This window comes from Microbacterium sp. zg-Y625 (assembly GCF_030246925.1).
In the GTDB taxonomy this organism is placed as follows: domain Bacteria; phylum Actinomycetota; class Actinomycetes; order Actinomycetales; family Microbacteriaceae; genus Microbacterium; species Microbacterium jiangjiandongii.
On record NZ_CP126740.1, the window covers coordinates 1,917,656 to 1,930,797 of the forward strand.

11 protein-coding genes are annotated in these 13,142 nt (G+C 71.4%); 10 read left to right on the top strand and 1 reads right to left on the bottom strand.

The genetic code is table 11. The features are described 5' to 3' along the window. Nucleotides 1-135 precede the first annotated feature (135 nt). The 4 genes from QNO14_RS08800 to QNO14_RS08815 all read left to right on the top strand — a co-directional run bounded on the left by QNO14_RS08800 (nucleotide 136) and on the right by QNO14_RS08815 (nucleotide 5,203). A complete protein-coding gene (locus QNO14_RS08800; protein ID WP_257506344.1) occupies nucleotides 136-1,779 on the top strand; it encodes a GH39 family glycosyl hydrolase in 1,644 nt (547 codons plus the stop codon). Between the two features lie 24 nt (nucleotides 1,780-1,803). Beyond that, nucleotides 1,804-3,093: an ABC transporter substrate-binding protein gene (locus QNO14_RS08805; protein ID WP_257496211.1), complete on the top strand. Its 1,290-nt coding sequence runs from the start codon at nucleotides 1,804-1,806 to the stop codon at nucleotides 3,091-3,093. An 89-nt stretch (nucleotides 3,094-3,182) separates the two neighbouring features. Then, on the top strand, nucleotides 3,183-4,271 hold the full coding sequence (locus QNO14_RS08810) for a carbohydrate ABC transporter permease (RefSeq protein ID WP_257506345.1): 1,089 nt from the start codon (nucleotides 3,183-3,185) through the stop codon (nucleotides 4,269-4,271). Then, the gene (locus QNO14_RS08815; protein WP_257496209.1) at nucleotides 4,268-5,203 is read left to right on the top strand and encodes a carbohydrate ABC transporter permease; all 936 of its coding nucleotides are present in this window, start codon (nucleotides 4,268-4,270) and stop codon (nucleotides 5,201-5,203) included. The genes QNO14_RS08810 and QNO14_RS08815 overlap by 4 nt, the downstream gene beginning before the upstream one ends. 27 nt (nucleotides 5,204-5,230) lie before the next feature. Here QNO14_RS08815 and QNO14_RS08820 read toward each other — a convergent pair whose 3' ends face one another. Continuing rightward, nucleotides 5,231-6,424 carry a MarP family serine protease gene (locus tag QNO14_RS08820; RefSeq protein ID WP_257506346.1) on the bottom strand — a complete coding sequence of 398 codons (1,194 nt, stop codon included), beginning with the start codon at nucleotides 6,422-6,424 and terminating at the stop codon, nucleotides 5,231-5,233. Between the two features lie 118 nt (nucleotides 6,425-6,542). Between QNO14_RS08820 and QNO14_RS08825 the strand changes: the two genes are divergently transcribed. Genes QNO14_RS08825 through QNO14_RS08850 form a run of 6 tightly spaced genes read left to right on the top strand, consistent with a single transcriptional unit; the run spans nucleotide 6,543 to nucleotide 13,130 of the window. Continuing rightward, the gene (locus QNO14_RS08825) at nucleotides 6,543-7,220 is read left to right on the top strand and encodes an NUDIX hydrolase (protein WP_257496207.1); all 678 of its coding nucleotides are present in this window, start codon (nucleotides 6,543-6,545) and stop codon (nucleotides 7,218-7,220) included. Between the two features lie 11 nt (nucleotides 7,221-7,231). Next, on the top strand, nucleotides 7,232-8,587 hold the full coding sequence (nadA, locus tag QNO14_RS08830) for a quinolinate synthase NadA (RefSeq protein WP_257506347.1): 1,356 nt from the start codon (nucleotides 7,232-7,234) through the stop codon (nucleotides 8,585-8,587). Beyond that, nucleotides 8,584-10,173, top strand: a complete 1,590-nt coding sequence (gene nadB / locus QNO14_RS08835) for an L-aspartate oxidase (RefSeq protein WP_257506348.1) — start codon at nucleotides 8,584-8,586, stop codon at nucleotides 10,171-10,173. Before nadA ends, nadB begins: the two co-directional genes overlap by 4 nt. Beyond that, nucleotides 10,173-11,027 carry a carboxylating nicotinate-nucleotide diphosphorylase gene (gene nadC / locus QNO14_RS08840; RefSeq protein WP_257506349.1) on the top strand — a complete coding sequence of 285 codons (855 nt, stop codon included), beginning with the start codon at nucleotides 10,173-10,175 and terminating at the stop codon, nucleotides 11,025-11,027. Before nadB ends, nadC begins: the two co-directional genes overlap by 1 nt. A 1-nt stretch (nucleotide 11,028) precedes the next feature. Beyond that, on the top strand, nucleotides 11,029-12,177 hold the full coding sequence (locus QNO14_RS08845) for a cysteine desulfurase family protein (protein WP_257506350.1): 1,149 nt from the start codon (nucleotides 11,029-11,031) through the stop codon (nucleotides 12,175-12,177). Beyond that, complete coding sequence (locus tag QNO14_RS08850) at nucleotides 12,174-13,130, top strand: glycosyltransferase family 2 protein (protein WP_257506351.1); 957 nt, start codon at nucleotides 12,174-12,176, stop codon at nucleotides 13,128-13,130. Before QNO14_RS08845 ends, QNO14_RS08850 begins: the two co-directional genes overlap by 4 nt. Nucleotides 13,131-13,142 lie beyond the last annotated feature (12 nt).

A 13,142-nucleotide genomic window follows, 5' to 3' on the forward strand; every position in this document is an offset into this window, starting at 1 on the left:
ACACGGCCCGCGTTCGCCGTTACCAAACCGTGATAAACACGCCGTCGACACGTCATTGCCCGGGCGGTACCGTGATCTCGCGCACCGAAAGGTGACGAAAGACTTTCGATACCCAGAAGACCAAAGGAGTTCTGCATGGTTCTCGACGCGCCGGTGTCCACCGTACTGGCCGATGGCCGGGCGGCGACCGACCTGACGCTGCGTCACGTCTGGAACGAATGCGTCGGCGCCGGCCGGGCGAGCGAAGCGCTGCGAGCCGACTGGCAGGCGCACTTCCGTGAAGCCGTCGACCTCCTCGGGGTTCGGCACGTGCGCTTCCATGGACTGTTCCACGACGACATGTTCGTGTATCGCACCGAGGACGGCGGGGGCTTCGGCCCGCCCCAGCCGCTGCCGGAACCCGTCTACACGTTCTCCTACGTCGACAAGGTCTTCGACGCGATCCTCGCCACCGGTGCACGCCCCTTCGTCGAGCTGGGGTTCATGCCGCGGGCGCTCGCCACGCAGACCGAGACGCTGTTCTGGTGGAAGGCGCACTGCAGCCCGCCGAACGACATGGGGCGCTGGGTGGAGCTGGTCACGACGACCGTGCGCCATTGGATCGACCGTTACGGCATCCACGAGGTGCGCCGCTGGCCGTTCGAGGTGTGGAACGAGCCCAACCTCGTCCCCCACTTCTGGACCGGCACCCGCACGGAGTACTTCGAGCTGTACGAGGCCACGGCGAAGGCCATCAAGGAGATCGACCCCCAGCTGCGGGTGGGCGGCCCCTCGACGAGCGTCTTCGTGCCCGATGCCCGCTACGCCGGCGAGTACCACGACCCCTCGCTCGAGGTCGCAACAGCCGAGGCGGACAGCCCCGACTCCCTCGATTGGCAGCCGGTGTGGATCCACGAGTTCCTGGCGTACTGCGCCGAGCGCGACGTCCCCCTCGACTTCCTCTCCACTCACCTGTATCCCACCGACTATGCCGCGGATTCCACCGGTCGCGGCAAGGCGATCACGCGCCAGAGGGACGCCACCCACGTGGACCTGCAGCTGATGCGCCGGCTCATGGCAGACAGTCCTTACCCCGATGCCGAGCTGCACATCACGGAGTGGTCGACGTCCCCCTCCAGTCGCGACGCGATGCACGACACGCTCTTCGCGGCCGCCTACATCGTGCGGGCATTCCTCAAGGGCGCCTCGATGGCGGAGTCGATCTCGTACTGGACGTTCACGGACGTCTTCGAGGAGGGCGGCGGCGGCATCGGCCCCTTCCACGGCGGGTTCGGACTGATCAACGAGCAGGGGCTGCACAAGCCGACGTTCCACGCGATGGCGATGCTCAACCGCCTGGGCGACCGCGTGGTCGCCGAGACGCCCCACGGCATCATCACCCGGTCCTCGCTGACCGGCGCGGTGTCGGCGGTCTTCTACAACTACCCCGACGACATGGGGACGACCGGCCTGGAGGCGCGTCGCACGTACGCCGACACGCGCGAGCTCGCCCGCATGGGCCCGGCCCGCCGCATCCGGCACACGCTCGAGGGCCTGCCTGCGGGGGCGCGGTTCACGCTCGAGATCGTCGACTGGGAGTCGGGCAACGTCGCCGAGGCCTGGTACGCCATGGGGGCGCCGCTGAACCTCAGCCCCGCCCAGACCGAGGAGCTCCGCGACGTCGCCGACCGGCTGCGGCGCAGCATCCTCACCGCCTCCGAAGACGGCACTCTCCGGATCGACCTCGAGCTGCCCCCGTGGGCCGTGGCCTCCCTCGCCCCTGCCCCCGACCTGCCCTGACCATCCACACGAAAGGACTCGATGATGAGATTCACCCGCAAGACCGGAGCGTTCGTCGCGCTCATCGCCACCACTGCGCTCGTGACCTCCGGATGCAGCGCGGGCGGTGGCGAGGACGGCGGCGACTCGCCCGACGCCCTGACGATCGCGACCTGGGTCGACATCCCGGAGACCCTTCTCGAGCAGTTCACCGAGGAGACCGGCATCGCCGTCGAGATCAACTCCTTCGCCGACGGCGCCTCCGCCCAGACCGTGCTGCGCAATGGACTCGGATCCAGCGGTGCGGGACTGTCCGACGTGCACCTGGTGGAGCTCGACTGGTGGACCGAGATGATGGCCGTTCCCGAGGACTGGGTGACGCTGCCGGCCGTCGAGGACCGGTGGGTCGACTGGAAGGTCTCCCAGGGCTCGGTGGGCGACGAGATCAAGGGCTACGGCATGGACATCGGTCCGCTGGCGATCGCCTACGACTCCACCCTGATGCAGGCTGCGGGCCTGCCCGCAGACCCTGCCGGGTTCACGGAGTTCATCGGCGGCGAGGATGCCACGTGGGAATCGTTCCTCGACGCCGGCCGGCAGTTCACCGAGGCCTCTGACGCGGCCTGGATCGACTCGACCAGCACCGCCTTCCAGGCCGCGGTCAACCAGCTGCCGAGCGCCTTCGAGGACCCCGACAGCGGCGACGCGATGCCGCTGGCCGACAACACCGACATCGAGGACCTGTTCACCCTGTTCGGCCAGGCCGCCGAAGACGGCGTCTCGGCCGGGGTCGGCATCGGGCATGCCGACTGGGACGCCGGGTTCCAGGCACGCCGGTGGGCCACGGTCATCACCCCTGCGTGGGCGACGGGCATCATCGCGGAGAACGCAGCGGGCCTGGAGGGCTGGCAGATCGCGGAGATCTTCCCCGACGGCGGCGGCAACTGGGGCGGCTCGTTCTTCGCGGTGCCGGCCGCCGGTGACAACACCGAGGCGGCCACGGAGCTCGCCGACTTCCTGACCTCGCCCGAGGCGGCCGTGGAGATGTTCCTGCTGAACGGCCAGTTCCCCTCGCAGCTGGACGCCATGGCGGACCCGACCGTCTCCGAGACGCCGAACGAGTTCTTCGGAGGCCAGGCCACCGGCGGCATCTACGCTGCCCTGGCCGAGTCGGCAGGAGACAAGGCGGCCGGCGGATACCGCGGCGTGAACTTCGCCGGCATCCAGACGCTGGTGATGGACGGCATCCGTCGCATCGAGACCGGCAACGAGGACACCTCGGCGGCGTGGAAGTCGACGGTGTCGGAGTTCGACGCCCTCGGCCTGACCGACTGACCACCCCTCACCGCTGCCCTGGCCCGGCATCCTCACACCGGGCCAGGGCGGCACTTCGGAATTCGACGATGAATGAAAGAGGCCGAGACATGACACCCCTCACCCCGGCGCCGCGCCGCGTCGGATTCTCCCGCAAGCTGTCGAGGTGGGACATCAAGGTCTCGCCCTACCTCTACATCTCGCCGTTCTTCCTCAGCTTCGCGGTCTTCGGCTTCTTCCCCATCATCTTCAACATCTGGGTCGCCCTGCACGAGTGGGACCGGCGCCTCGGCCAGGGCGAGTTCGTCGGGCTCGACAACTTCGCCTGGGTCCTCAACCAGCCGGCGTTCTGGACCTCGCTGCAGAACACGTTCTCGATCTTCGTGCTGGCGCTCGTGCCGCAGCTGATCCTGTCGCTGCTGATCGCGGCGATCCTCGATCAGAACCTGCGCACCAAGACCTTCTGGCGCATGAGCATCCTCATCCCGTTCGTGGTGATGCCCGTGGCCTCCGCGATGATCTTCTCGCAGGTCTTCGGGCAGTTCGGGCTCGTCACGCCGCTGCTGCACGACCTCGGGTGGTTCACCGACGTGGATTCCCCCTTCTTCCACAACCGCTTCCTCTCCCACGTCGCGATCGCGACGATGATCGTCTTCCGCTGGACCGGGTACAACGCGCTGATCTTCCTCGCCGCGATGCAGGCCGTGCCGCGCGATCTGTACGAGGCGGCCACGATCGACGGCGCGGGCCGGGCGCGACAGTTCTTCTCGGTGACGATCCCGAGCATCCGCCCCACGATGATCTTCGTCATCCTGACGATGACCATCGGCGGCCTGCAGGTCTTCGACGAGGCGCGCGTCTTCGACGGCAGCGGGAGCGGCGGCACGGGCCAGGGCGGCTCCGACGACCAGTGGCTGACCACCGTGCTGTACCTGTTCAACCTCGGCTTCGGCGACTGGCAGGACCGCATGGGCCAAGCCGCCGCCGTCGCGTGGCTCTTCGCGCTCGTGATCATCGTCTTCACCCTGCTGAACTTCTTCCTCACCCGCGCGATCGCCGACAGCGGATCCAAGCCCACGCGGGCCTCCCGCGCCGCTGCGAAGCAGCTCGCCGCGCAGGTGCGTGCCGGGGCCGACGCCCCCGCCGCCCGCGCCGCCCGCGCCGAACGCTCCACCCTCACGGAAGGATCCCAGCGATGAGCACCGCGCTGATCGAGAACATCTCCGGCCCGGGGGCCAAGAAGTATGCAGAGCGGCGCGCGGCGAAGGGAAAGCCCGTCAAGCTCAGCGGGCCGAGCGACGACTCCGGCGGCCGCCGGCCCGGTTGGGTCACGTACGGGCTCCTGTCGGTGGTCGTCGTCGCGTCGATCTTCCCGCTCTACTACGCGGCGATCCTGGGCTCGTCGACGCGGCTGGAGATCGCGCAGTCGGCGCTGCCGCGTCTCGTGCCCGGCCCGAACCTCCTGGCCAACATCGGCGCGATCATCTCGAATCACCAGATCGACTTCTGGACGTCGTTCGCCAACTCGCTCATCGTCGCCGTGCTCGTGTCGGCCGCGACCGTCTTCTTCTCGACCCTCGCCGGGTTCGCCTTCGCCAAGCTGGGGTTCCGCGCCCGCAACGCCCTCTATGTCTTCGTGATCGCCACGCTGGCGATCCCGATGCAGCTGGGCACCGTCCCGATGTTCATCATGATGAACGAGTTCGGGTGGATCGACTCGCTCACCGCCCTGATCGTGCCGAGTCTCGTGACGGCGTTCGGGGTGTTCTGGATGACGCAGTACCTCAAGGAGGCGCTGCCCTACGAGCTCATCGAGGCGGCGCGCGTCGACGGCGCGACCGTCTTCCGCACGTTCTGGTCGATCGCCCTCCCGGCAGCACGGCCGGCGGCAGCCACACTGGCGCTGTTCACCTTCGTCGGCTCATGGAACGACTTCTTCTGGCCGTCGGTGGTCCTGCGCAGCCAGAAGACGCTCCCGCTCGTGATCCCGCAGCTGAGCGGGGCGTTCACGGCCGATCACGCCCTCATCATGTCGGGCGTCTTCCTCATCGCGCTGCCGCTGCTCGTCGCGTTCGTCTTCCTCGGCAGGCAGCTCGTAGCCGGTGTCATGGCCGGTGCCGTCAAGGGCTGAGGCTCGCCTCCGTGGCGGTGTCGGGCGTCACTGCGCGCAGGAACCCGTCGACACCGGCTGCGTGAGTGACGGCGCCTGGGCGACGACCGGGGCGAACTCCGTCGGCGTCATGGCGTAGCCGATGTCCTCCCCCGATTCGGCGCGGGCGAACACCACGCCCACCACCTCTCCCCCGGCCGTCAGCAGCGGACCACCGGAATTGCCGGGGCGCACCGAGGCGGACAGGGCGTAGATCTCCCGCGGCGACGACGAGGTCTCGTAGATGTCGGGGACCTCCACCGCACCGACCGACAGCACCCGCGCACCGCCCATCGAGAACGGTCCGCCGAAGGGATACCCCTGCACGATCGCCTCGGCGCCGGTGGCGAGTGCGGGGGCGATCGCGAGCGGCGCCACCTCGATGTCGGGGACGGCGATGACGGCGAGGTCGTCCACCGCGTCGAAGTACACCACGCGCCCCTGCCGGGCGGTGCCGTCCGGCAGCTCCACCACGGGGTCGGTGACGCCTGCGACGACGTGCGCGTTCGTCACGATGCGGTCGTCCGCGGCGACGAAGCCCGTGCCCGTCGAGCTGGTGCCGCACGCGTACGCCACCCCCGAAATGCGGGCGACCGCCTGCGCCGCGGCCTGCAGCTGCGGATCGTCCAGCGCGACCTCGGGCGCGGGCGCGCCGGGATCGAGCACGACCCCCGGGCCGAACAGGTCGCCGAGGCGAGGCAGCCCCTCCTCCAGGAACGCGCCGCGCACCTGGGCGAGTGCGGCATCCACCGTCGGCGGGGTCAGCGTGTCGATCGTGCGCACGAGTCGCGACGACGACACCGCCGTCGAGAGCAGTGGATTGCCCGCAACCACCACGGTCTGGGCGACGAGCGAGACCGCGAGCGCCCCGACCACCACGCTCAGGGCGCCGCCGAGCAGGCGCTCGAGCCATCCGAGCCGTATTCGGTCGACTCCCCGGCGTGCGACGGAGCCGACCGCCGAGCCCAGTCCCGCAGCGAGCCCCACGATGAAGAGTGTCCCGACCACGACGACGACGCTGCGCCATCCGGGCGAGGGGAGGACGTCGCTGAGCGCGGGAAGCGCCATCGGCACCACCCAGTAGGCCACGAGCGCCCCGACGACCAGGCCGACGAAGGCGCCGATACCGGCGAGCAGACCACTGCGCAGCCCCATGACGAGCGCGACCACGAGCACCGCGATCACCACGATGTCGACGATCATGCCTGCCCCTTCCTCAAACCGCCAGCGTAGGGGAGCCCGCTGTGATGACGCCCGTCCGCCGGGCATTGCGGTTCAGGTCATCGTGACACTAAGATCGACCCGATCAGTTAGGGTCATAATGACACGAACACCCGGCATCCGCGTCGCCGTCTCGACGGTGATCTTCAGCCTGCGCCGCACTCCCGGCGACGAGCGGGCCGCCGTCGTGCTGCCGCTGGTCAAGCGCACGCGTGACCCCTACGAGGGCCGCTGGGCGCTGCCCGGAGGCTGGCTCGACGTGGCCGAGAACCTCGACGCCGCAGCGGCGCGCACCCTCGCCGAGACGACGGGGCTCGCCCCGAGCTACCTCGAGCAGCTCTACGCGTTCGGCGCGGTGGAACGCTCACCCAGCCGCGTCGTCTCCATCGTCTACTGGGCGCTGGTGCGGCCCGACGAGGCGGAGTCCGCCGAGGCGCAGCACAACGTGGCGTGGTTCGACGCGGCATCCCTTCCTCCCCTCGCCTTCGACCACGCCGAGATCGTCGACTACGCCCTGTGGCGCCTGCGCAACAAGGTCGGTTACAGCCGCATCGCGCACGGCCTGCTGCCGGCGGAGTTCACCCTCGCCGAGCTGCGCGAGGTGTACGAGGCGATCCTCGGCCGCCGGCTCGACCCGGCCAACTTCCGACGTCAGGTCGACACGTCGGGCACGCTCATCCCCACCGACGACTTCCGCACCGGCAGCCACCGCCCGGCGCGGCTGTACCGCTACAACCACGATGTCGAACTGGCCGATCGCGGCCCCCTCCCCCGCTGAAGGACACCGTCATGACCCCCACCCCACTGACGCTGCAGCCGCGTCCCGCGGCCGGCCGACCCATCGCCTCCCCGAGCGTCGACCTCGAGATCCAGGCCATCGTCTCGGGCGTCGGCACCGGCGCCACGTGCAACACCGACCTCGCCGCCGGCCCCTGGGAGTTCGACACCCGGCCCGGCTACGGACCCGGCGCGTCGATGGGCGATGTCATCCCCACCGGCGCACCGCGGCAGGGCGAGCTCCCCGCCGAGTACCGGGACGCCACCGACGAGCAGCTGGACCTGCGCATCCGCGCCGCCAAGCTCGCCCTCGGCGAGCGCGTCGTGGTGCTCGGGCACTTCTACCAGCGCGACGAGGTCGTGCGCCACGCCGACTACGTGGGCGACTCGTTCCAGCTCGCGGGCGCCGCCAAGGCGCACCCCGAGGCCGAGGCGATCGTCTTCTGCGGCGTGCACTTCATGGCCGAGACCGCCGACCTGCTCTCGCAGCCCGACCAGGCCGTCATCCTGCCGAACCTCGCAGCCGGGTGCTCGATGGCCGACATGGCCGACATCGACCAGGTCGAGGAGTGCTGGGAGCAGCTCGAGGACGTCTTCGGCGACATGACGGCACCCGACGCCGACGGACGCGTCCCGGTGATCCCGGTGACCTACATGAACTCCTCCGCCGCGATCAAGGGGTTCGTGGGCCGCCACGGCGGCATCGTGTGCACGTCGTCCAACGCCCGTACCGTGCTGGAGTGGGCGTTCGAGCGGGGGCGGCGCGTGCTGTTCTTCCCCGATCAGCATCTCGGCCGCAACACCGCCAAGGCCATGGGCGTGCCGCTCGAGCGCATGCCGATGTGGAATCCGACGAAGCCCTGGGGCGGGACGGATGCCGCGACGCTGCAGGACAGCCGGGTGATCCTCTGGCACGGCTTCTGCTCGGTGCACCGGCGGTTCACCGTCGAGCAGATCGACAAGGCCCGCGCCGAGCACCCCGGGGTGCGCGTGATCGTGCACCCCGAGTGCCCCATGCCGGTCGTGGATGCCGCCGACGAGTCGGGCTCCACCGACTACATCCGCAAGGCCATCCAGGCGGCATCCGGCCCCACCACCTTCGCCATCGGCACCGAGATCAACCTCGTGCGGCGCCTGGCTGCCGAGCACCCGCAGCACGAGATCTTCTGCCTCGACCCCGTGGTGTGCCCCTGCTCGACCATGTACCGCATCCACCCGGGCTACCTCGCCTGGGTGCTGGAGTCCCTCGTCGCCGGCACCGTCGTCAACCGCATCGCCGTGCCGCAGGATGTCGCGGACCCCGCCCGGGTGGCGCTGGAGCGCATGCTCGCCGCCAAACCACCTGCGGCCGCACAGGCACGGCCATGACCGCCGTCGTCGTGGTCGGCTCCGGCATCGCCGGGCTCGCCGCGGCGCTGCACGCCCGGGCCGCAGGCTGCACGGTGACGCTCGTGACGAAGGACGAGCTGGGGCACACCAACACCCGGTTCGCGCAGGGCGGCATCGCGGGCGTGCTGTTCCCCGACGACAGCGTCGACTCGCACGTGCGCGACACGATCGCGGCCGGGGCGGGCCTGTGCGACCCCGCCGCGGTGCGGGTGCTGGCGGCGGAGGGCGGCGAGCGCATCGGCGAGCTCGTGCAGCTCGGGGTCGCCTTCGACCGCGACGCCGACGGCGCCTTCCGCAAGGGTCGCGAAGCCGCACACTCGTACCCGCGCATCGTGCACGCCGGCGGCGACGCGACCGGACGCGCGATCGAGCACGCGCTCGTCCGGGCGGTCCGCGCCGCCGACGTGCGGGTGGTCGAGCACGCATTCCTCGTCGATCTCGTGGGGACCGCCCGGCGGGTCACCGGAATCGACATCCTGCGGGGGTCGCGGCGGCCGGAGCCGGGATCCGTGCCCGGGGCGGACCGCACCGTCCACGAGCCCGTGCGCATCCACGCCGACGCCGTCGTGCTCGCCACGGGCGGGGCGGGCCGGCTGTACGCGCACACGACGAACCCGCCCGTGGCCACCGGCGACGGCATCGCCGCGGCGCTGCGCATCGGCGCGGCGGTCAGCGATCTCGAATTCGTCCAGTTCCACCCCACCGTGCTCCCCGGCAGTGAGCCCTTCCTCGTCTCGGAGGCCGTGCGAGGCGAAGGGGCGGTGCTGATCGACGACGACGGCCGCCGGTTCGCCTTCGACGCGCACCCCGACGGCGAGCTCGCCCCGCGGGACGTCGTGGCCCGGGTCATCGCGCGTCAGGTGACCCACCAGGACGGGCGCCCGGTGCACCTGGATGCCACCGGCATCCGCCCCACCGCCGAGGAGACGGCCACGTTCCTCGCCCGGCGCTTCCCCACGATCGACGCCGCCGTCCGCGCCCGCGGCTGGGACTGGGCGCGCGAGCCGATCCCGGTGACCCCGGCGGCGCACTACCTCATGGGCGGCGTCGACACCGACCTGTACGGCCGCACCAGCGTGCCCGGACTCTACGCGGTGGGTGAGGTGGCCCGCACCGGCGTGCACGGCGCCAACCGGCTGGCATCGAACTCGCTGCTGGAGGGGGCCGTCTTCGGCGCCCGCGCGGGCGACGTGATCGCCGGCGACGCCCGCCTCCCCTGGCCCGCGTCGGCACCCGCCTCCGCACCGGCGCCCGCCGTCGTGGACGCACCTTCCCCCACCGCGCGCGAACCGTTCACGCGCGCGGCGCTGCAGCGTCTGATGTGGGAAGCGGCGGGCCTCGAGCGCGACGAACGCGGGCTCGCCCATGCGGCATGCGTCCTCGCCGGCTGGCGCGCCGGCGCCGCCGCGCCCGACAGCGTCGCCTCCCACGAGGACGCGAACCTGCTGCTCGTCGCCAGCCACCTCGTCGCCGCCGCCCGAGCCCGCACCGCATCGGTCGGAGCCCACCACCGGCGGGACGCCGTGCCCGCCCTGCCCGCCCTCGCAACCGAAGGAGTCGTGTGATGCTCACGCGCACCGTCATCGACCGCACCGTCCGCGCCGCCCTCGACGAAGACGCGCCCTGGGGCGACCTCACGAGCGAGAGCCTCATCGTCGACAGCGCGACCGCCCGCGCCGCGCTCGTCGCCCGCGAGAACGGCCTCTTCTCGGGTGGCGACGTCTTCGAGGCGGCCTTCCGCCTCACCGACCCGCGCTGCGACGTGACCTTGCTGGTCGAGGACGGCGAGCTGTTCGCCCCCGGCGACACGCTGGCCGTCGTCACCGGTCCCGCCCGAGCCGTCCTCACCGCCGAGCGCGTGGGGCTGAACTTCGTCCAGCGCATGAGCGGCATCGCCACCCTCACGGCGCTCTACGTCGCCGAAGTGGCCCACACCGGCGCCCGCATCGCCGACACCCGCAAGACGACTCCGGGCCTGCGCGCCTTCGAGCGCCACGCCGTGCGCAACGGCGGCGGCCACAACCACCGCTTCTCGCTGTCTGATGCCGTCATGGTCAAGGACAACCACCTCGCCGTGCTGCGGCAGAAGGGCGTGTCCGTCACCGCCGCCCTGCAGGGCGCGATCGCGCAGCTGCCGCACACGACGCACGTCGAGGTCGAGGTCGACAGCATCGACCAGATCGAGGCGGTGCTCGCCGCCGACGTCGACACGATCATGCTCGACAACTTCACCCTCGACATGCTGCGCGCCGGAGTCGAGATCAACGCCGGCCGGGCGACGGTCGAAGCCTCCGGCGGGGTCAGCCTCGACTCGGTGCGCGCCATCGCCGAGACCGGCGTGGACGTCATCTCGGTGGGAGCCCTCACCCACTCCGCTCGGGCCCTGGACCTCGGACTCGACATCGCCCTCGAGGCCTGACATGTCGCTCCTCTACCTCGACCACGCCGCGACGACGCCGGTTCGCCCCGCGGTGCTCGAGGCGATGGAACCCTTTCTCACCCGTCGGTACGGCAACCCGTCGAGCCACCACACCGTCGGCGAGGCGGCCGCCGGCGCTCTCGCCGACGCGCGCACCCGCGTCGCCCGTGTGCTCGGCATGCGCTCCGGAGACATCGTCTTCACCGCCGGCGGCACCGAAGCCAACAACCTTGCCGTCAAGGGCATCGCCCTGGGCGCCCGCGGCGTCGATCCCCGCCGGCGCCAGGTGATCACCACCGTCATCGAGCACGAGTCGATCCTGGAATCCTGCGACTACCTGCGACGCCTGCACGGCGCCGAGGTCACCCTGCTCCCCGTCGACGGCACCGGCCGTGTCGACCCCGATCGGCTCGCCCGGGCCATCGGTCCCGGCACCGCCGTGGTGTCGATCGGCTACGCGAACAACGAGGTCGGCACCGTGCAGGATGCCGCCGCGCTCGCGGCCGTCTGCGCCGCGCACCGCGTGCCGCTGCACCTGGACGCCGTGCAGCCCGCCGGCTGGCTGCCCCTCGCCGGCACCGGCGCCGACGCCCTGTCGATCGCAGGGCACAAGGTCGGCGCGCCCCAGGGCACGGGTGTGCTCGCCGTGCGCGGCCGCATCCCCCTCGAGCCGCTCGTTCACGGCGGCGGGCAGGAGCGGGGCCGCCGCAGCGGCACCGAGAACGTCGCCGGCGCCGTGGGTCTCGCCGTCGCGCTGGAGATCGCCGAGGCCGAACGAGTGGATGCCGCCGCGCGCGTCGCCGCAGTGCGGGACGGCTTCATCGCCGCGGTGCTCGCGACGGTGCCCGACGCCCGGCTCACCGGCCACCCGCGCCACCGCCTGCCGGGCAGCGCGAGCTTCACCTTCGCCGGCGCGAGCGGTGAGGCGGTGCTGCTGCAGCTGGAGCGCCGCGGCATCGTGACCTCCAGCGGGTCGGCCTGCGCCGCCGGCAGCGACGAGCCGTCGCATGTCCTCCTCGCCCTCGGCATCGCCCCCGACGTCGCGCAGACCGCGGTGCGCTTCACGTTCGGGCACGGCCCCGCCCCCGACTCTGCGGCGCTCGCTGCGACCGTCGCCTCATCGGTCGCGGCGGTACGATCGGGCACGTGACAGCCGCGATCACCGTCATCGTGCCCGGGTTCGACGTCGCCGATTACGCCGCCGAGGCGCTGCAGTCCCTGCGCGGACAGACCCTGACGAACTGGGTGGCGATCCTCGTCGACGACGCCTCCACCGACGCCACCCGCGACATCTTCGCCGCCGCCGCGGCCGAGGATCCCCGCTTCCGGCTCGTGCGCCACGACCAGCGCCAGGGCCTCAGCGCGGCCCGCAACACCGGCGTCGCGCTGGTCGAGACCCCCTACCTCGGGTTCCTCGACGCCGACGACGTGCTCACTCCGACGGCGCTCGAGCGCCTGGTCGGAGTGCTCGATGAGACCGGGAGCGATTTCGCCGTCGGCGCGTACGTGCGCCTGCGTCCGGATGCCACCGGCGAGTACGCCGCCGGGGTCGTGCAGCCCTGGGTCGCGGCCGCCACCGACCCGGGCCGGCGCGGCACGACGATCGAGGCGCATCCCGACGCATCGGGCAACATCGTGGCCTGGTCCAAAGTCAGCCGCACCGACTTCTGGCGACGCGCGGGACTGCGCTTCCCCGACGGGCGCCTCTACGAGGACCAGATCGTCGCGCAGCAGATGTACAGCCGCGCGCGCCGGTTCGACACCGTGCCCGACGTGGTCGTGCACTGGCGCGAGCGCGCGGACGGATCGTCCATCACCCAGGGCAAGAGCGCGCTGCCGGTGCTGCGGGACTACCTGTCCGCCATGACCGAGGGGCTCGAGGTGCTGGCGGCGAGCGGACACGACGCCGCGGTGCGCTCCCGCGTGCAGCTCATCCTGTCGATGGATCTGCCCCCGCTCGTGGAGATCGCCCGCATCCACCCCGACGACGCCTACCGGCGCGCGCTGGGCGCGTTCGTCCGCGACGTCCGGGCGCGCGGCGGCGCGCACGCGCCCTTGGACGAGCGCACGGCGCGACTGGTGGCCGCGGCGCTGCTGTTCTGATCCGACGCCCGG

What these genes read in the sequence shown, in the direction of transcription:
- QNO14_RS08800 (WP_257506344.1), top strand. Translation starts at nt 136, where the DNA reads ATGGTTCTCGACGCGCCGGTGTCCACCGTACTGGCCGATGGCCGGGCG.
- QNO14_RS08805 (WP_257496211.1), top strand. Translation starts at nt 1,804, where the DNA reads ATGAGATTCACCCGCAAGACCGGAGCGTTCGTCGCGCTCATCGCCACC.
- QNO14_RS08810 (WP_257506345.1), top strand. Translation starts at nt 3,183, where the DNA reads ATGACACCCCTCACCCCGGCGCCGCGCCGCGTCGGATTCTCCCGCAAG.
- QNO14_RS08815 (WP_257496209.1), top strand. Translation starts at nt 4,268, where the DNA reads ATGAGCACCGCGCTGATCGAGAACATCTCCGGCCCGGGGGCCAAGAAG.
- QNO14_RS08820 (WP_257506346.1), bottom strand. Translation starts at nt 6,424, where the DNA reads ATGATCGTCGACATCGTGGTGATCGCGGTGCTCGTGGTCGCGCTCGTC.
- QNO14_RS08825 (WP_257496207.1), top strand. Translation starts at nt 6,543, where the DNA reads ATGACACGAACACCCGGCATCCGCGTCGCCGTCTCGACGGTGATCTTC.
- nadA (WP_257506347.1), top strand. Translation starts at nt 7,232, where the DNA reads ATGACCCCCACCCCACTGACGCTGCAGCCGCGTCCCGCGGCCGGCCGA.
- nadB (WP_257506348.1), top strand. Translation starts at nt 8,584, where the DNA reads ATGACCGCCGTCGTCGTGGTCGGCTCCGGCATCGCCGGGCTCGCCGCG.
- nadC (WP_257506349.1), top strand. Translation starts at nt 10,173, where the DNA reads ATGCTCACGCGCACCGTCATCGACCGCACCGTCCGCGCCGCCCTCGAC.
- QNO14_RS08845 (WP_257506350.1), top strand. Translation starts at nt 11,029, where the DNA reads ATGTCGCTCCTCTACCTCGACCACGCCGCGACGACGCCGGTTCGCCCC.